The sequence below is a fragment of the Cryobacterium levicorallinum genome (genome assembly GCF_004402405.1).
Lineage (GTDB): Bacteria > Actinomycetota > Actinomycetes > Actinomycetales > Microbacteriaceae > Cryobacterium > Cryobacterium levicorallinum.
In genome coordinates this window covers 1-19,405 of the sequence record NZ_SOFE01000010.1, presented here as the reverse complement: position 1 = coordinate 19,405, position 19,405 = coordinate 1, and the positions used below count along the sequence as shown (strand labels likewise).

The window sequence follows — 19,405 nt, the reverse complement described above, 5'->3', positions numbered from 1 at the left end:
TCGTCAAACACTACCGAAGTGGCTGGAGTGAGATTCGGTCATCGCCCCTCGTCGGGCCCGGGAAGCGTGAATCTACGTCTATGAATCACCGGCCGGGGTTCGACGGCCCAGAAATTCGGGAGAAAAATGCTAGCTTGGGGAACATCCCGTCGTTACATGCGAGCGAAACGAAACTCCGAGGAGTTCACCAGCGTCGGCACTATTGAGAGGCGCAGGGCGGCCTGTGAAGTATGACAATGATTAATGATGGGTCGATCTCTGAGGCGGCCACCGCCGACACACAACCCGGGCAGGTGACCGGGACAACGTGGACGCTGGCGTCCGGTCTCGGCCTGTCAACCGGTGTGATCAGCTTCAGCGGATCGTGGGTCCCGTCAGTCTGGACCGATGAGCAGGCGACCCTGTCCGGTGCCACCCGTCCGATTCCTGAGATGTTCACGCTGGTCACGCACACCCTGGACGCCGTGCACGGCCTGTACTACTTCCTGATGCACTACTGGTTCGCCCTCGTTGGGGTTCATGACTGGAGTTTTCGTCTGCCCAGCGCGATAGCAGTGGCCCTGGCCGTGTTTGGTATCGTTGTTCTGGGGACGATGCTGGTCAGCCGCAGGGTAGGAATTCTGGCAGGGATTCTGTTGGCGCTCATTCCGCAAACCCAGTGGGTGGCAACCGAAGCCAGATCGTATGGACTGACGGTCATGCTGGCTGTTTGGCTCACGATCGTGCTCGTGCTCGCCGTCAGATCATCGAGCTGGTGGTGGATCGCCTACGCGATCCTCGGCATCATCTCCGTCACGGTCTTCATCTATATCGCGCTCCTGATCGTCGCTCATGCGATCACGGTCCTGGCGCTGCGGGGCTGGCGCCGGTCGTGGTGGTTGTTCGGGCTGAGTTCTCTGGGCATCCTGGTGTGCACGATCCCGGTATTTCGGTTGGCGGTGCTTCAACGTGGCCAGGTGAGTTGGATCAGCCCGATCAGCCGCCAGACGGTTTTCGATGTGCTGGCCGACCAATGGTTCGACAGCGACGTCTGGATCGCCGGAATCTTCTGGGCCCTGATCGGCGCCGCCGTCGTCGTCGTCATTGTGCGACGGCGCACTGATCCCGCTGCTGCGGGCCTCGCACTCATCGCACTGCCGTGGCTGGTCCTGCCGACCGCAGCGTTGGTGCTCGGCTCGCTGGTGGTCTCCCCGCTCTACGTCGGTCGCTATGTGGCCTTCAGCCTTCCCGCTGTGGCGCTCCTTTCCGCTGTGGCCCTCGCCAGCATCCGCTCCAGGTTCGTGATCGCTGCCGGGTTGGTCGCCATCCTCGTCCTATCGACGCCGTTGTATCTGGCCCAGCGTGAGCCGTTTTCCAAGGGCACCGACTGGCGGAGCACGAGCATGGTTCTGGGCGCTCACGCTCAGCCCGGCGACGCCGTGTTCTTCTCGCGCGCCGAAACGGCCGTCTATCCCTACGCGCGGTCAATGCTGTTTGCATACCCCGACGCGGTCGGTGGTTTGAAAGACATCGCCCTCGCCACCTCGTACACGACCCGGGCCAACTTCTTTGACGAGCTCGTGCCGTTTGACACCGCTGCAGAGCGGCTCGGAGATTCAGATCGGGTCTGGATGGTCAACCCGTCGGGCTACCTGTGGGCAGGCTCAACCGACGAGACGATGCTGCGGGCCCTGGGATTCTCGGTGCTGGAAGAGTATCCGGGTGCCGCGACCAGCCTGGTCTTGCTCAGCCGTAGCTCGTAGCTCGTAGCTCGTAGCGCGCCGTGCAGCGAGCGACCGCTATCGGCGGGTTGCCCACCAGGAGCGCACGGACAGGCTGCCGCGCAATGCCCATCGCACCGGCGCGAGGTACCAGGACCGGTACTTCCGGGAGAGAAAGAGGTAGGCGCTCTCGTGATGCGCCGCGATCATACGGAGGGCGTCTGTGCTCGTGGAGTGGGCGCCGGTATGGGTCACCACGGAGGCCGGCACGTACAGATTCAGCCAACCGGCCCGGCCCAGGCGGTATCCGAGATCGACATCTTCGAAATACATGAAGAACGCCTGATCGAAACCGCCGATCTCGTCGAAGGCAGAGCGACGGATGAGTAGACACGCTCCCGAGAGCCAACCGACGGGGCGCACACCGGTTCCGGTTTCATTCTCGGCGCGGTATGAACGGGTCCAGGGGTTCGACGGCCAGATACGCGAGAACAGCGCGTGCCCGACGCCGGTTCGCAAAGATGGGATGCGACGGGCGGAGGGATACGTCGATCCGTCGGAGTTGAGGATCCGCGGCCCGACCGCCGCCGCGCCGGGATTGGCACGCAGCACGTCCTGCAGCGCACTGATGGCGCCGGGGTGCACGAGAACGTCCGGATTGGAGACCAGAACGAAGTCATAAGAGAGCGGAACGGAGCGAACGGCGGCGTTGATGGCTCCGCCGTAACCCAGGTTTCTGCCCAGCGACAGCACGATCGCACCGAAGGAGCTCGCGATGCTTCGGGTCTCGTCGACGTCGGCCGAGAGATTGTCGGCGACGGTCACCGGAGGCGGAGACGACTCGCTGGCCTTCACTGATTCCAGAAAATCGCCGAGGGCGGCGCTGGAATTGTACGTGACGGTCACAACGGCAGTGCACACTGCCGGTGAAAGTGGTTTACCGTGCATTCACACAATCATACGAGACGGTCGGCAGCAGCTCTGCCAGCCGGACCAGCGAGAATCGCCGGGCAATGTATCCTTAGTTGATCCTCGGCTCGGCGGGGCAAACCTCGTTCAGGATGGTTCTGTGGCTGTATCAAGTGAGTTCAAGCGGTCACGTGAGCTGTTCATCAACCTCACGCAGAGGGAGCTCAAGGGAAAATACAAGCGTACGGTGCTTGGGCAGCTCTGGTCTTTGGCAAACCCCCTGGCGCTCATGCTTGTGTACACGTTTGTGTTCGCCTTCATTTTTCGCATTGCACCGCCCGTCGGTTCTCCGAGCGGGCTCGATGCTTTCCCGCTCTGGCTGTTGTGCGGTTTGCTGCCATGGATCTTCTTCTCGAACGTCGTGCAACAGGGCATGGGCGTGCTGCTGGCCAATGAAGGCCTGATCAAGAAGGTCTATTTTCCCCGCAACGTTCTCATTTTCTCCAGCGCGGCTTCCCTCGCGGTCAACTGGGGAATCGAGATGCTGGTGCTGATCGTCGCCCTGGTGATCGCCGGTGCCTACGGTGTCATCCTCTGGCTTCCCGTCATCGTTTTCTTCATGTCCCTGCTCGCCGTGTTTGCCGTGGGTATTGCGCTCATGCTGTCCATCGCGAACGTTCATTTTCGGGACACCCAGTACTTCGTCGGGATCATTCTTCAACTTGGCATGTACCTGACGCCGGTCATCTACCCCATATCGCTGGTTCAGGCGCAGTCCGATCGTTTCGGGAGCCTGTTCGGCTGGTTCACTTTGGTGGACCTGTATCGGCTCAACCCGATGGAGCGCTTCCTCAGCGCTTTCCGCAGCCTGCTGTACGACAACGCGTGGCCCGCTCTGGGCGACACGGTCGCGTGCGTGCTCATCTCGGCGATTGTTTTCGCCTTGGGCTGGGTGGTTTTTCGCCGCAATGAGAGAAAGCTAGCTGAAATCCTGTGACCGAAGTAGCAGTGCACATAGACAACGTCTCGAAGAAGTTCCGTCTATACAAGGAACGCAACCAGTCGTTGAAGTCGGCGATTATGCGCGGTCGTAAATCAGTGCACGAAGATTTTTGGGCGCTGAATGACATCTCCTTCGATATCAACAAGGGTGAAACATTCGGGTTGGTCGGGGACAACGGATCGGGAAAGTCCACCCTGCTCAAATGCATGGCACAGATTCTCTACCCCGACAAGGGCAGTATCGCCATGCAAGGGCGCGTCGCAGCCCTGCTCGAGGTCGGTTCCGGATTCCACCCCGAGCTTTCGGGGCGCGAGAATATTTTTCTCAACGGTTCCATTCTGGGAATGGCTAAGCAGGAGATCGTCAAGAAATTCGACTCCATCGTTGATTTCTCCGGTGTGAGTGAATTCATCGATCAGCCGGTCAAGAACTATTCCTCAGGAATGTATGTGCGGCTCGGGTTTTCGGTGGCGATCCATGTCGATCCCGATATCCTGCTCGTCGACGAGGTGCTGGCCGTCGGCGACGAAACTTTTCAACAGAAGTGTGCCGATAAGTTTGTGGAATTCCGACGAGAAGGTAAGACTGTCATTATCGTCAGTCACGCGCTGGGCACAATGATGACGATGTGCGACAGGCTCGCTTGGTTGAGCCATGGGGAGCTGCAAACGGTCGGGAATCCCGACGAGGTAGTGGCTTCGTATCGCGGTGCCGCACAGTAGAACACGATCCGTTGCACTCATGCGTGCTCACGTATACCATTGAATTTAAAGGTTCCATATGCTAAAAAACATCCCTCTCTCGTCTAAGAAATCCCGCTCCAGACCCTTCGTTATCTGGGCGGTGGCTGTCGCATTGGTTTCTTCCTTCTTGGTCGTGGCCGCTCCGGCCCCGTCTCAGGCCCTCTCCGGTTCGGAGTTTCGCGCCGGAAACATCATCAGTGATGCGAATTTCTATGCCCGAGACGTAATGTCGGAGGCCGAAGTCCAGTCCTTCTTGGACGCCAAGTGTTCCACTTCACCCTGCCTGAACCTCGTCAGGATGGATACCGCGACGACAACATTGTCCTTCGGGACCTGTGCGACGTATGTCGGTGGCGCCAACGAATCTGCAGCGCGGATCATTTATAAGGTGCAACAAGCGTGCTCGATCAGTGCCAAAGTGATTCTCGTCACTCTGCAAAAGGAACAAACCCTTGTGACTCGTCAGTCCCCGAGCCAAGCAATACTTCGGAAGGCTATGGGATATGAATGCCCAGACACCGCTAGTTGCAACCCCTATTACTATGGATTCTTCATGCAGGTCTTGGGTGCGGCACGTCAGCTCGCGTGGTACGGGAACCCGGAAGGATCACACACTTCTATCCAGGTTGGACAGCTGAGTGCTCGTCCTTATCACCCGAACGGGGCCTGTGCTTCGTCCAACGTTCTCATCGAGAACCGCGCGACAGCAGCGCTCTATTACTACACGCCCTACCAGCCAAATGCAGCGGCGCTCAACAACCTTGGCGGCACCGGTGACACATGTTCCTCGTACGGCAACCGCAATTTCTGGGTGCACTACAACAACTGGTTCGGTTCCCCACAGGCGAGTGCGGCTCCGGTGGGCAACTTCGACGCCATCAGCGCTACCGCCGGGAGGGTGACCGTTCGCGGCTGGGCCTTCGACTATGACACCCAAAACTCGATCGCCATCCACGCTTACAGCGGATCGACAATGGTTGGCGGCTGGATCGCCAACGGCGCCAGGTCAGATGTCAAGGCGCTCTACCCGTCACAGGGCCTGCTGACCGGATTCAACCAGACCTTCGCCATGAGCCCAGGTTCTCGGCAGATCTGCCTCCATGCCATCAATAATGGCGCCGGCAGCAACACGGCTCTGGGCTGCAAAACCGTCACGGTGCCCTCGACCGCCCCGCTCGGATGGTTCGACGCCGCGACGGCGACGTCGACCGGAGTGTCGGTGCGCGGCTGGGCGCTTGACCCCACAACGGCGGCATCGAGCAGTGTGCACGTCTACGTCGATGGTGCTTTCTCCGCCGGCTTCGCTGCCAACCAGGTTCGTTCCGACGTCGGGAGCATGTATCCCGCCCTGGGCGCTCGGCACGGTTTCACATCGAGCATCGCCTTGAATGCCGGTAGGCATTCGGTGTGCGCCTACGCCCTCAACGTCTCAGGTCCGCAGTCAAAGAGTCTCGGCTGCAAGACCGTGACGGTCGCTGGTCAGGCCGCTGCTGTCGCACGGGGTAATCTCGACTCGGTCACGGCGACTGCCACCGGTGCGAACCTTGTCGGTTGGGCGTTTGACACCTCGACGACCGCGTCTACCGATGTTCACGTGTATGCCGACGGCCGGTTCCTGTCCGGTTTCGCCGCATCGGGAACGCGCACAGATGTCGGTGCTGTGTATCCCAACCAGGGCGATCAGCACGGCTTCAGCCAGTCGGTCAACCTCAGCCCGGGAAACCATTCGGTCTGCGCGTTCGCATTGACGGCTTCAGGTTCCGGGTCAACGGCCTTGGGTTGCCGGTCGGTCAACGTCACAACACCGACGCCTCGCGGTTTCCTCGACTCCGTGCAGGGCGCCGTCGGCGGCGCGCAGCTGCGCGGCTGGTCACTCGATCCGACCACCGCAGCATCCACTGACGTGCACGTCTACGTTGACGGTCGGTTCAGCGCTGGTTTCTCAGCGAACATCGCGCGGAGCGACGTCGGGAACGCTTTTCCGGGCCTCGGCGCCAACCACGGTTTCGATTCGCTGATCTCGCTGACCCCCGGTGCGCACCGCGTGTGCGTGTTCGGACTGAGTGCGACCGGCAGCAGTTCGGTTGACCTCGGCTGCGTGACCGTGACGACACCATAGCAGCGCTGAGCTGACACCCTGGGTGGTGGCTAAACGAGAATGCGGGCTGATGCAATCAGCCCGCATTCTGTCTTTAACGCGTCGCGCTAGCTGCGGTCGACATCGCGCATCTGCAGGGCTGAACCTGGATTTCGACCGCGACCGACAACGCGGCCGACAGGCCCGAGAATGCGCGCAATGGTCAGGGAGAGTCGATACTTCTGACTGCCCTTGATCTCGGCGAGTTCATGCAGGTTGTGCGCGGTGCGCTGGAGAAAGTCCTCGCTTACGACGGTGATCGAGCGGATCGCTGCGTAACGCCGGCGCAGGTGGGCTTGATCGATCGGGGCGTCGAGGGTCTCGAGCACCTGGCCCCAGAAATCCCGGTTGTAGTCGGCCAGCGTGCGCACGCTGGGCGCTGCTGCCGATGTGTGAGCGTCGCTGTCGTAGGCCACGCGAACCCGGTCGGGGAGTTCTGAGAAAAGACTGAAGAAGCTCACCTGTTCGCTCAGCTCCAGCGCCGCAGTGACCTCGCGAGCGACCGCCGTATCGAAGACAACGATTCGGCGCTGAAACTGTGCGGCCTCGGGAATCGGCAAGCCGAATCCCTCGTACGCCGAGGGGAAGACGACGACCCGGGCCCCCGAGTAGACGGCGGCGACATCGGCGTCGGTGAGGGTGCCCCCTGGCAGCGCGTGCATCTGAGGAAAATCCCGAGCGGTGTCGGGACCGCCGAGCACGATGATGGGCAGGTTGATGGTGCTGAGCGCCTGAAGCGCCGGTCGTACCTGCTTGTGTGGGAAGGCATTGCCGACGACCAGAATGTAGTCACCGCCGGTAATGACCGCAGCGCAGGCCGACGTGATGGTGGGGGAGAAGTCGACGACGTCGGGCACGGAAACCGAGACGCCGGAACCCTGGTGCAGCACCGTCGTGCGGGAGCGCAGGGTGCCCAAATCATCGAAGAAATCAACGGCGTCGTCGAGCGTGGCGTCGCTGATCGCGACGACACGGTCAGCATAAGCGAGCGATGCCTTCACGATCTCTGGTTTGTAGGGAACCAGCATCCGCAGCCCCCAGGAGCGCAGGGCGATGACATCCAGATAGGAGACGACCCACTTCGCGCAGAACCGATTAAGAGTCGTGATCTGCCCGAGGGCGGTGACCGGGGCAATTGCTATGCCCACGTCGAAAACCTCAGCGATGTCTCCGTAGGCGAGCACGCGCAGTCCGTAGGAGCGCAGATCGAAGAAGTCGATGACGTCCTGCGGCGCTGCGACCGTCACCGCGAAGGTCGCGGAGTCGACTTCAGCGGCGACGAACTGCAGAAAACTCAGGGCATTCTTCGTTGATCCATCGAAGGCCAGCGAGAGGTGATGCAGGTCGATCAAGACCTTCTTGCCCGGGCCGTTCGGGTGCGTGATGATGTCCGCAAAACGATCCAGAACCGCATACTCATTGTTGATGAAGTCGGTGACGGCCGCTGGGTAGAACGGGTAACGGGCGTGCAGAATCTTTGAGTTCTCCGCCTCGAGGGTCGCCCGCTGTTCTGTGCCGAAGCTGGTGCTTCCGACGTGGTAGACCAGGGCGTGGTTGGCGATGAGCGATGAATACCCGAGGGCGTTCAGACGCAGGCAGAAATCGTTCTCCTCGTTGTACCCGAGCCCGAAAACTTCATCGAAGAGTCCGTTGTTCGCCACCAGGGACCGGCGAATGAGAAAGCAGAATCCGATGGCGACCGGGGTGGTGTAATAACGGGGCAGGCTCGGTGCAATGGCAGCGAAGACGCGCTCGGTGCGCGCCTCATCCCGATCGGCGAATCGGTCGCGCTGATAGAAGGGAATTGTGGCAATGGTCGCATCGTTGCTGCGGGGGCAGACGACCGCATGGCGTTCGGAGAGGCTGAGCACCCGACGCATTTCATCAAGGGCGCCCGCCGTGATGCGGGTGTCGCTATTGAGCAGCAGCAGGTCGTTGCTGGTGCGGTCCAGCTCGAACGCGGCACGATTGCAGGTGCGCACGAAGCCGAGATTGACGGGGTTGCGTTCATAGCGAAAATTGGGGTGCCCGAAGATCATGCCGAGCACGCCGGCTTCCATCAGATCGGCGTCGGGACCGCAGTCGTTGATGATGAGCACGTCGTAGTCCGCGGCTGGAGCATGTTCGATCAGCGCGGCAATACAGTTGCGCAGAGACGCCCAGTCCCCGTAGACGGGCACCACGATCGTGATGCGATTGAGGGACTTCTCCGACGCGTTCTTCCCAATCGAGGCAGGAGTCGCGGGGTCTTGTTGAGGAGCAGGCATCCAGTCAGCCTACCGGCGGGATCAATCAAGCTGGAAAGTTGGCCTGGCCGGGTGAGAGTGAGGTTCGCGCAGAGTTCCGCTGTCGAATAATCTGAAGATGACATTGACTTGCCAAAGTTGATCGGGCTGAAACGGAATGTTCGCAATGATGAGTCCTGATATCACTTTTCAGTTGTCGCCCGTCGCGACAGTGCCGAACAAACCTCGGTCGCCTCGCCGCCGCGATATTCAGGGGCTCCGGGCAATCGCGGTGATTCTCGTTGTGGTCTACCACTATTTTCCTGGCCTGCTCAGTGGTGGCTTCATCGGCGTTGATGTATTTTTTGTGATCTCCGGATTTCTCATCACCCTGTTGCTCTTTAAAGAGATTCAGCGTTCAGGGCGTATCTCGTTGTCAGGCTTCTACGCGCGCCGCATCCGTCGGCTGCTGCCGGCGGCGACCGTCACTCTGGTGGGAACCGTCCTGGCTGCGTTTTTGCTCGTTGGCCCCATTCGGCTCGCGGGAATCCTGCAGGACATGGCCTGGACTGCGGGTTACCTGGCCAACTATCACTTTTCCCAAGCGACGACCGGATATTTTGACACTTCGGATCCTTCGCCGTTTCTGCACTTTTGGTCGTTGGCGGTTGAAGAGCAGTATTACCTCTTGTGGCCGCTGGTGCTCATCGCCGTGCTGCCATTGGCGAGAGAGCGCGCATGGATTTTTATGGTGGTTCTCATCGCGATCATCGCTTGTTCCCTGTCCGCCTCTGTCATTCTCACGAATGCCGAAGCCTTGGGGGCCTATTATTCCCTTGCTACTCGTGCGTGGGAACTCGCCATCGGTGGTGGCTTGGCTTACCTTGTGTTCCATCGCCGCTTCGTGATTTCGGGGCGCATTCGTAGCGGTGTGAGTTGGGCCGGGATATTGGCGATTGCGGGGTCGGCTGCCTTCTACACTGACGCGACCCCGTTTCCGGGCTGGACTGCGGCTGTGCCCGCGCTTGGTGCGGCGTTGGTGCTCTGGGCGGGTTCTTACGGGGAGGCGGGCACCGTGTATCGGCTATTGAGTCTTCGACCGGCTCAATTCATCGGAAATATTTCTTACTCTCTGTACCTGTGGCACTGGCCGGTTCTCATACTCGGTGCGGCCTATCTTGGTGGCGAGCCAGGACGGGCGAAGTTGCTTATACTCGGTATGGTCGCCATACTTCTGGCGAGTGCGAGCTACTTCGTCGTCGAACAGCCTCTGAATCGGGTGAGGGCGGGCTTTGGGCCCTTTCGCGTGATCGCCCTCGGGCTCGGCATCACTCTGCTCGCCTCCCTGACACCGCTGTTTGTCTCGACGCTCATTGTGCAATCGTCAGGTGAAATCGTGGCCCAGGAGAGTGAATCTGACGTCATTCTTTCGTCTGCGACAAGCCCGATTACCTTTGCGATTCAGGGGCCAGGGCCAACGCCCGATGGCGTGCCCGCCAATCTGCAGGTCGCCCTTGATGATCTCGACGACGACCTCGCCGAGGTGTTCACAAACGGTTGCTATGGGCCTAAAGTCAACGTCTGTGAGGGGGGGGATCCAGAAGGCACACTGAAGATTGTCCTCGCCGGCGATTCCCATGCGGGCCAATGGTGGCCAGCCGTGGATCGGGCAGCCCGGGATAACAACTGGAAGTTGTACATCGTCGGTAAAAACGGATGCGCGCTCGCCGACGTCGAAATCAGCCAGGGCACGACAAGCGACGCGTGGCCGGAATGCGCATCGTGGCAGGAGGCGGCACCGGGGGCCATTCTCGCGCTCGACCCGGATCTCATTGTCTACGCCAATCACGCCCAGGGGTATCGCACAAGCAAGGTGAGCCTGAAAGACGGATTTATCGAGAAATGGACCGATGGCGTTTCAACGACTCTCCACCAGATGACCGGGGGGAGTACGGTACTGTTCATAGGGCAAACTCCCACACTCCTCCAGGACCCTGCGACGTGCTTGTCAGAGAACATTCTCGACGTCAGCGCCTGTTCCACGCCAACTGAAAAGGCAGTCCCTCAGGATTTGCTGGATCTGAACGAGAGCGTCGCCGTGAAACAGCAGGTGTCGTATTTCGATCCGACCCAGCTTTTGTGTTCGGAAGGGGTCTGCCCCGTGGTCGCCGCCAATGTAATAATGTACCGGGATATTGTGCACCTGTCAGCGACGTATTCAGCGCAACTCAGTCCCAAGATAGCCGAGGTGATCACAGCGGCACTGGGTGAACGACCATAGTCTCTCCAGACTCAATGAGGAGGCAGTGCAGGCTAAGCTCGCGAGGTGAGAGTACTTTTGTTGTCGCATAGTTCCGCGGTCGAAAATCTGGGCGGTGCCGAGCTATCGATGCTTCAGATGATCGACAACTGGAGGACGTACGACCCCTCGGTTGAAGTCATGGTCGTGTCGCGCAGCCCGGTGGGTCGTCTGCAACCAGAGCTCGACCGTCGCGGGATTCCCTGGATGAATCTGGAATTCGGATCCTGGGTGCTGCCCCAGCTGATCGTTTCACCGGAAGATGTCTATCGAACGGCACGACACGACTTTCTAGCGACCAAGTCGTTGGTACGGCTGATTCAGGAATTTGGACCGGACGTCGTGGCCACCAACACGATTGTGGCTCCGTGGGCGGCGCTGGCAGCAAAAATGGTGGGCGTTCCCCACGTCTGGTTTCCCAGCGAATACGGCGACGATCACGAGTTCGCGATCGGGGTCGACCACACCTTTGACGACCTCGGAGCGTTATCCGACCTGGTCGTGACGAACTCGGCCGCGTTGAAGACCTACCTGTCGCGCTGGATTGACGACAGCAAGATGGCCGTACTGTATCCGGCACTCGAGTTCTCCGACCTGGCGCACCGTGTGAAAGATACGCCGCCCGACTGGACGAATCCGTTCTCGGCGCTGCCGGATACCCTCCGGGTGGTGTGTGTCGGGCGTATCGCGCCTTCTAAAGGGCAGGCGCGGCTGGTGCGCTCTATCGCCCAGCTTAAAAGGCAAAACGTTCGCGTGGAAGTGGCGCTGGTGGGGAGTGCGCGGGATCACGACCTGACGAGCATCCGCTTACTGATTGATGAATTGGATGTTGGTGACCGGATCGTACTGACTGGCGAGACCGCTAATCCTTTTCCATTCATTGCCGCAGCCGACATTGGCGCCGTTGTTTCGGTCAGTGAAGGGTTCGGACGCGTCACGGTCGAATACCTCGCGGTCGGAAAGCCCGTCGTCGCAGCGCGGGTCGGAGCAACCCCCGAGCTGGTCTCTGACGGCCACACGGGGCTTCTCTACGACGCAGCTGACGACTCTGCACTGGTAGAAGCCCTGCTCGCCTATCACCGAGACCCGGCCTTGCTGGCCGCCCACGGCGCGGCCGCTCTCGCCGGGGTTGATGAGATCGTGAACCGCAACAGGCTGCCCGCAATTGTGCGGCAGATCGAGGGCTGCGTCGCCGCTGGGTCTGCTCCGATTGAGCGGATGCCCCACCTCGTCTTATCGTGGATGACCCTCCCCGCGACGGCCCAACGAATGTTTGCTGATGTAGGAGCCTTGGTTGATCCGCACGACTCGGTCACCTGGACTGTGGGGAGCAACCTGGCTCGGCCGCTGCGATCCGTCCGCCGAACGGCCGGTCGAATTGCTCGACGCGTTGTTCCTCGCACTCTTCGAAACGGATGGCGCACATGAAGGTCTTTTGTCTGTCGCATAGTTCGGCCATTGAGAATCTCGGCGGCGCCGAACTCTCTCTGCTGCATCTGATCGATGCCTGGACTGCAGACCATGCCGCGGTGGAATTCACGGTCGTGACACGTGGCCCGGCGGGCCTGCTGCAACCGGAATTGGCGGCTCGCGGTGTGCCCACTCACACCCTGAATTTCGACGCCTGGGTGCTCCCGACTGTGCGCACAGACCCTGCAGACATTCTGCACACTGCCCGGAGAAACTCCGAAGCGGTGCTGGCGATCGTCGAGATTCTGCGCGTGGAGAAGCCGGATGTCGTTATCACCAACACGATCATCTCGCCGTGGGCAGCGATCGCCGCGCGCTACCTCGGCATTCCGCACGTGTGGTTTGTGCACGAATACGGCGATCTCGATCATGGCCTGCAGTTTGAGACGTCGCGCGCGTCCACTTTTGAAGATATCGGCATCCTCTCCGATCTGGTCGTCGCCAACTCCCGTGCCGTTCACGAGCACATCGGCCAGTGGATTCCGGCCGACAAGCTCGCGATCGCGTATCCGGTCATCGACCTGGCGCGGGCCCGCGAGCTCGTCGGCCGGGCGCCCGCCAAACCGATCCTGCCGCAGGTTCAGGCCGGGCTCACCGCGGTCATGGTCGGCCGCTTGGCAGCGTCCAAGGGACAGTGGCGTCTTCTGAACGCTGTGGCGGCGCTGCGCGATGAGGGCAGGATCATCGCCGCGATTCTCGTCGGTGGCGATCAGGGCGACGACGCCGATGCGGTGAAACAACGCGTTCACGACCTGGCGCTCGACGACCAGGTTGTGTTCGTGGGGGAGACCGACAACCCCTTTTGGTACATCGGGCAAGGTGACGTGGGCATCACGGCATCAAACAGCGAAGCCTTTGGTCGCGTGACCGTTGAATACATGGCACTCGGCAAGCCCGTCATCGTGGGGCGCAGCGGTGCCGGTGCCGAACTGGTGCGCGACGGGGTGACGGGGCTGCTCTTCGACCCCGAGGACCCGGCAGACCTCGTGCGAGCGCTGCGCCGCGCCCATGATGGGCCGGACGAACTCGATGCCATGGCGCAGGCGGCCACACGATCTGTCGATGAGATTTCCCGCGCCTACCCGCTCAGCGCCGTCATTGCTCGAATAGATCAACTCGTCGACGAAGGCCCTGGCCCGATGGCACGACTGCCGAACGCGCTCAGTCTGTGGCTGGACTTGCCGGCCGCCGTCGAGGGCACCGGTCGAGCGCTGCACGCCCGCAATACCGCGGTGCTGACCTCAGCCTCCTGGCGGTTAGGAACATATGCGCTGGCCCCGGCCCGGCAGCTCAAGACGATACTCCGAAGGTTGGTGCGCCGTGCGCCCCGCAGCTAAGGAAAGACCTGACATGGATGCAGTAATGTGCGGTTCCGACGCAGCGATGCAACGTGACTGGCGCTGGACGCAGCCGTTGCTCGCCGTTGTCGTTGGGCTGTCTTTCTTCCTGCTGTTTCCACCGGTCGGTCTCGACAGCCGGTACTCGCTCCTTGAGCTTTCCCTAGTGATCCTGACCGCAGTCCTAGTCATTTTCGTTTGCAGCCGAACGACCATTCGTACTGTCGCCGTTCCGACTGCTCTTGCAGTGTTGCTCGTTCTCATGTGTTTCTCGGCGGCATGGAGCTTCGCTTCATGGGAGACGGCGAGGGACGCGTTGACCTTTGTTGTTCTCGCGGTTGTAGCATTTTTCATCGTTCACTCGGCCCGTCTCAACACGATCCTGATCGGAGTTGCCGCCGGTGGCCTCCTTGCGCTGGCAGGCTCGTTGGTGCTCATCGCGGTGGCACCGGAACAGGCTTTTTATCATACCGGTGCAGTGCAGGGTTTCTACGGCAATCGAAATGGCTTCGGGTACGTCATCCTCATGGCACTCCCTGCCGCGATGGCTGTGCGTCTTGCTTTCCGCGCGGGACTCCTGGTCAAGACCGTCCTTGTGCTCGTGCTTGCTGCGGGGGTCGTTGCCAGTGATTCCAAGACGTCTATTTTTGCAATGTTGCTCGTGGTGCTGGTCTGGGTTGCAGCGGTGCTGGTCAGGCGCCACTGGGGCTACTTGGCGGCGTTGGCACTTGGCGTCATCGTCGTTGTTGCGTTTGCCGCCGTCAACTATACTCGTGTTCTAGAGCTTCTCGGCAAGGATCCGACACTGAACGGGCGATCCGAGATCTGGTCTGCCGTTCTGTCAGTCGTGCCGCACAGTCTTGTGATCGGGTTCGGCTGGTCGCGTTCGTGGCCGGCCGGGTCGCCGCACAGCGCGGCGGTCGTCGAGGCCCTAGGAGGACACGCAGTCTTCCACGCTCACAATGAGATGTTGAATTGGCTAGTGACGCTGGGGGGAGTAGGGCTGCTCGTAGTGGTCGCGCTCTACGTCTTCGTGCTGTGGTCGGGTGCGCGCATCTTTCGAACGGCAACAGTCGAGGGAGGTGTCTGGGTTTTGTTAGCCAGCGTCATGCTAATTGGGCGTGGCTTCACGGACATCAGCGAGACTGCACCGCAAGGCTGGTTCATGCTTATGTTGGTCGCGTTTGTTGCGGCGAAGTATTGGTCGGACAGTTCAACCAAGCCAGCTTCAGGAATAGTTCTTCTGAGGTGGCCCCAGCGCCGACACGCACCGCGACGTGGTGTGGCGAAAGAAATGATAGTTTCAGAGTGATGATAAACCGCACACAGACCGTAGTAGTAGTAGGCCAAGGGTACGTAGGGCTTCCCGTCGCAATGCGCGCGGTTGAGCAGGGATACCGAGTGGTTGGCGTCGATGTTGATACGCGTCGGGTGGACAGTCTCAAGGCCGGTGTTTCCTTCGTGGATGACATCACGGGGGAACAACTCACTGCGGCGCTTGAGTCCGGTGCGTATCTTCCGACGACGGATTACGCGGATGCCGAGCAATTCGATGTGGCAGTCATCACCGTTCCTACACCCCTACGTGAAAGCCTTCCTGATTTGACGTTTATTGAGGATTCAGCGCATTCCCTCGCGGTGCTTCTCAAGAAGGGTGCCGTCGTGGTGTTGGAGTCGACAACGTACCCCGGCACAACTGAAGAGCTTCTCGTTCCGATCCTGGAGAAGGGTTCGGGGCTTGTCGCCGGCGTTGACTTCCATGTCGGTTACAGTCCCGAACGTATCGACCCGGGCAACAAGATGTGGGGCTTCGTTGAGACGCCCAAAGTCGTCTCGGGCATCAGCCCGGCATCCCTTGCGGCCGTTCAGGGGTTTTATGACACCTTGGTTAATCAGACCGTGCCGGTGAGCACTCCGAAGGAGGCCGAGCTCACCAAGCTGCTGGAGAACACGTTCCGGCATGTGAACATCGCGCTGGTGAATGAGCTTGCCATTTACGCGCATCAGTTGGGTGTGAATGTTTGGGAGTCTATTGAGGCTGCCAGCACGAAGCCGTTCGGTTATATGAAGTTCACGCCGGGTCCGGGTGTCGGCGGTCATTGTCTGCCGGTGGACCCGAGCTATCTCTCCTGGCAGGTGCGGCGCAAACTTGGCCAGAATTTCCGTTTCGTCGAACTCGCCAACGATATCAACGACCACATGCCCGACTACGTTGTTCAACGGCTTATGCTCATGCTCAACAAGCTGGGAAAATCGGTCAACGGGTCTCGAATTGTACTCGTGGGCTTGTCGTATAAGAAGAACACCGGCGACATCAGGGAGTCACCGTCGCTGCGCCTCATCGACATCCTCACCGAGTATGGCGCGACCGTTCTCGGTATTGATGAGCACGTTGAGGCGCACCGATGGCCCTCAGGCGTAGAAAAGGCATCGCTCAATGCGGCCACCCTTGAGGCGGCGGATGTGATCATCATGGTCACCGACCATGATGACTTCGACTTCGACCTGCTCCGCAACACGACGACGGGAATTCTCGATACGAAGAACAAGCTTTCTGGAGAGCATGTCGAACGGCTCTAAAAGCTGATCAACGGAGTATGCACCCCAGATATGCACGTAAACTAACGCCCTTTGGTGCCAGCGAGGGCGCACAAAGTGGGCGATAACTGCCATTTGCAGGAGCGATGGCGTTCATCCCGGAAAGGCTCAGATATGTCGAAATTGCGATAAACAATATTGGTCGAACATCGCTTCTACGAGCCATTCCGTGAAACTGAAGACAGTTAAAGACGTTGCGAAGTGCCCCTACAAGAGTCACAGCGTGGATATTCGGTTTCGACAGGATCCTGGGCATGATGCTGCACCTCGGTAAGCTTAGTCCTTAGTCCTTAGTCCTTAGNCCTTAGTCCTTAGTCCTTAGTCCTTAGTCCTTAGTCCTTAGTCCTTAGTCCTTAGTCCTTAGTCCTTAGTCCTTAGTCCTTAGTCCTTAGTCCTTAGTCCTTAGTCCTTAGTCCTATTGAATGGATATATTTTGAAAGTAAACCTTTCGAGGACCCATCGACACAACCTCAGAAGAAGACTTATCGGCATTGCCGGCGGAACTTTGTTGAATGCGCTATCAATACTACTTTTGCAGATTCTCGCGCTCGTTGCGCTTGCGCCCTCAGACTTTGGTAGGTTTTCAGCTCTTTATCTGCTGTCAGCATTGTCCACATCAGTGCTACTTTCCGTCTTGTGCGAGGCGTGGCAAAGACAGACGCCACACGCGGGCTGGCCGGAATACGGTGCGACACTTTTTTGGCTATCCTTGGCAAGCGGCGCCCTTGCTCTTATTCTGTGCCAACTCATTCCAGGCTTCCGTGACATCTCGTACTTGAGTGCGGTTGCAGTGGGCCTTTCGGCGTACAGGACAGGTGCCCGATACTATGCGCTACAGCAACGATCCTTGATTGGAGTCCTTCCCGGGGACCTTTTCAGCGTCCTCGTTCTCCTTGGCGGGTGGATCGTATTTATCTTCGTGGACTCCGTAACGGTATCGACAGTCAATATAGTTTTCCTATGGTCTTTTAGCGCAATTGTCTCCGCCCTGGCATCGAAACCACTGCACAGTATTCGCATCCGAGCCGTTCGATGGTGGATGAAACGTCATCGGATGGAAATTAGAACCTTACTGGCCGATTCGATCATTCTGGACGCGTCTGCGATTGGAACACCCTACGTTCTTCTCCCGATTCTTGGTGTTGCTGGGTTCGGTATATATCGAGGGCTGTCCAATATCGCTGGCCCCGTGAAGCTCATACTTTTTCCTCTTAGACCACTCTTCTCGGCTTATTCCTTAGCCAGGTTCACGAGGGCGAGAGTTTTACTCGCATTGGGCGCAGTATCTGCCATTTTGGGAGGGCTGGCGTACACCTGTCTCTGGTTACTCTCGCTGTGGGGTGTGGAGTTGGGGACGCTCACGGCCCTTGCGGCCTATGCACCGCTCGCATCTATTTTCGTTGGCGCGACTCTACTGAACGGCGTTTTCTACCTCATTGGGCGCACGCATTTCTCTCGGCGGCGATTGCTTTCAGGAAGGGTCGTTACCTCGTTGATTGGCATAGTGCTTCCCGTCACAGGGGCGCTTTTGGGAGGAACAGGTGGTGCGATGCTTGGCGTCACCCTAGGTACGTCAGCGGGAGCTTTTGTTTGGCTCGCTTTGGCCCTGATGGAAGCTCAGGTCGCAGCGAACACTGCAACTGTTCGCATCGGACTACCGCCTGAGACTATTCCACCCAGTGCCCGTCCACGGTTCCACGGTGAGCGCGGTCCGTCTCCGACAGTTCCAGCGGAGCCTCGGGAATGAAAATAATTCATGTAATTAATTCACTTGCGACGGGGGGGGCTGAGACGCTGGTGGTTGACCTCGCGACGTCCATGCGCAGTCTGGGACACGACGTAAAGATAGTGGCCATCGGGCGAACGCGAGGTGTTCCTCTTGACGTGGCCAGGGCGCGTGAGCTCCGAGTTAATTTGCTTGGGCGGTCTACGCGGGATCTAGGCGCATTGCTCGCACTCCGTAAATCGCTGCGGGGTGCTGACATTGTCCATGTTCATCTGTTTCCATCTCTGTATCTCGTACCGCTGGTTGCGCGTGGTGCCGTTCTGCATTACACCGAGCACAGCACCTGGAACCGGCGTCGGGACAAAAGAATATTCCGTGTTCCAGACCGTTTCGCGTATAGAAAATACTCTCGAATTATCGCCATTAGTGAGGGGGTTCGGAAGCCGCTGCAGAAGTATCTCGCTAAGTTGGGAGTTCATTCATCAGTGGCTGTCGTAGCAAATGGAATCGGAGATGCCTTCTTCAGCTCTAAATTGAGGCGGCACCGTGACGTCAAGCCACCGCTGAAGTTGATCGCGGTTGGCACTTTAGACAACCGGAAGAACTTTGGTGACGCAATACGAGCTGTTGCCCAGTGCCCTTTGGTTCAACTTACGATTGTAGGTGTGGGGCCAGAGCGAGATCTCCTACAGAATCTGATAGCGACCCTCCATGTATCGGACCGTATACGTCTGCACGGTCCGAGTGATGATGTCGCAGCCTTAATGGATCAACACCATGCTCTCCTCTCGACTTCCAGGTTTGAGGGGTTCTCCTTGGTTGCGGCGGAAGCGATGGCGCTCGGACTTCCTGTCATCGGTCCCGATGTTGACGGATTCAACGAATCCGTCATCGATCAGACAACGGGGCTGCTCTTCGATCAGTCGCGTGGGGTTCCCGATATTGTTGAAACCATCTTGGAGCTGCAAGCAAATGTCGGGGCCTTCGCGGAAATGTCAGAGAACGCTCTAGAGCATGCTCTGAAATTCCAAATACAGCGCGCAGCTGAGTCATATCTAGCCATTTACGCAGACTCTCTTCAGGACTAGAAGTTGACCGCTGAAGGTCACGGCCTGACGGTACGCGGGCCTCACTTTTTTAGGGCACGAGCGGAAGATGTCAACCTTTATGAGTCAGTTTCTTTAGGTGGTCATTGAGTTCGTTCCTGCCTTCAGGGGTTCGTTGATCCAGGTCGTGGTCGGGAACGTTAGTGGCGTCG

The 19,405-nt window shown here is 59.2% G+C and carries 12 protein-coding genes; 10 read left to right on the top strand and 2 right to left on the bottom strand.

What is annotated here, in order from left to right; translation table 11 throughout:
- Positions 1-230: 230 nt before the first annotated feature.
- Positions 231-1,742 (top strand): glycosyltransferase family 39 protein, encoded by a 1,512-nt coding sequence (locus E3O11_RS05150; RefSeq protein WP_092452270.1) that lies wholly within the window; start codon positions 231-233, stop codon positions 1,740-1,742.
- Positions 1,743-1,778: 36 nt separating this feature from the next.
- Here the strand turns inward: E3O11_RS05150 and E3O11_RS05145 are convergent, their stop codons facing one another.
- Positions 1,779-2,606: a glycosyltransferase family 2 protein gene (locus E3O11_RS05145; RefSeq protein WP_241994651.1), complete on the bottom strand. Its 828-nt coding sequence runs from the start codon at positions 2,604-2,606 to the stop codon at positions 1,779-1,781.
- Between E3O11_RS05145 and E3O11_RS05140 the strand changes: the two genes are divergently transcribed.
- The 3 genes from E3O11_RS05140 to E3O11_RS05130 all read left to right on the top strand — a co-directional run bounded on the left by E3O11_RS05140 (position 2,596) and on the right by E3O11_RS05130 (position 6,474).
- Positions 2,596-3,606 carry an ABC transporter permease gene (locus E3O11_RS05140; RefSeq protein ID WP_241994650.1) on the top strand — a complete coding sequence of 337 codons (1,011 nt, stop codon included), beginning with the start codon at positions 2,596-2,598 and terminating at the stop codon, positions 3,604-3,606. The two genes, E3O11_RS05145 and E3O11_RS05140, sit on opposite strands and share 11 nt — an antisense overlap.
- Entirely contained in the window at positions 3,603-4,334 is a 732-nt protein-coding gene (locus E3O11_RS05135) for an ABC transporter ATP-binding protein (RefSeq protein ID WP_241994649.1), read from the top strand. Before E3O11_RS05140 ends, E3O11_RS05135 begins: the two co-directional genes overlap by 4 nt.
- Positions 4,335-4,908: 574 nt before the next feature.
- Positions 4,909-6,474: a hypothetical protein gene (locus E3O11_RS05130; RefSeq protein WP_092452261.1), complete on the top strand. Its 1,566-nt coding sequence runs from the start codon at positions 4,909-4,911 to the stop codon at positions 6,472-6,474.
- A gap of 86 nt (positions 6,475-6,560) precedes the next feature.
- Here the strand turns inward: E3O11_RS05130 and E3O11_RS05125 are convergent, their stop codons facing one another.
- Positions 6,561-8,759: a glycosyltransferase gene (locus E3O11_RS05125; protein WP_092452258.1), complete on the bottom strand. Its 2,199-nt coding sequence runs from the start codon at positions 8,757-8,759 to the stop codon at positions 6,561-6,563.
- A 145-nt stretch (positions 8,760-8,904) separates the two neighbouring features.
- On the opposite strand from E3O11_RS05125, the gene E3O11_RS05120 reads away from it, so the two are divergent.
- The 6 genes from E3O11_RS05120 to E3O11_RS18410 all read left to right on the top strand — a co-directional run bounded on the left by E3O11_RS05120 (position 8,905) and on the right by E3O11_RS18410 (position 19,235).
- The gene (locus E3O11_RS05120; protein WP_166787495.1) at positions 8,905-10,998 is read left to right on the top strand and encodes an acyltransferase family protein; all 2,094 of its coding nucleotides are present in this window, start codon (positions 8,905-8,907) and stop codon (positions 10,996-10,998) included.
- Between the two features lie 45 nt (positions 10,999-11,043).
- Positions 11,044-12,444 carry a glycosyltransferase gene (locus E3O11_RS05115; protein ID WP_139226679.1) on the top strand — a complete coding sequence of 467 codons (1,401 nt, stop codon included), beginning with the start codon at positions 11,044-11,046 and terminating at the stop codon, positions 12,442-12,444.
- Complete coding sequence (locus E3O11_RS05110) at positions 12,441-13,823, top strand: glycosyltransferase family 4 protein (protein WP_166787494.1); 1,383 nt, start codon at positions 12,441-12,443, stop codon at positions 13,821-13,823. Before E3O11_RS05115 ends, E3O11_RS05110 begins: the two co-directional genes overlap by 4 nt.
- Before the next feature lie 13 nt (positions 13,824-13,836).
- Complete coding sequence (locus E3O11_RS05105) at positions 13,837-15,135, top strand: O-antigen ligase family protein (RefSeq protein ID WP_166787493.1); 1,299 nt, start codon at positions 13,837-13,839, stop codon at positions 15,133-15,135.
- On the top strand, positions 15,135-16,403 hold the full coding sequence (locus E3O11_RS05100) for a nucleotide sugar dehydrogenase (protein WP_092452240.1): 1,269 nt from the start codon (positions 15,135-15,137) through the stop codon (positions 16,401-16,403). Before E3O11_RS05105 ends, E3O11_RS05100 begins: the two co-directional genes overlap by 1 nt.
- Before the next feature lie 1,761 nt (positions 16,404-18,164).
- A complete protein-coding gene (locus E3O11_RS18410; RefSeq protein WP_092452237.1) occupies positions 18,165-19,235 on the top strand; it encodes a glycosyltransferase in 1,071 nt (356 codons plus the stop codon).
- Positions 19,236-19,405: the final 170 nt, after the last annotated feature.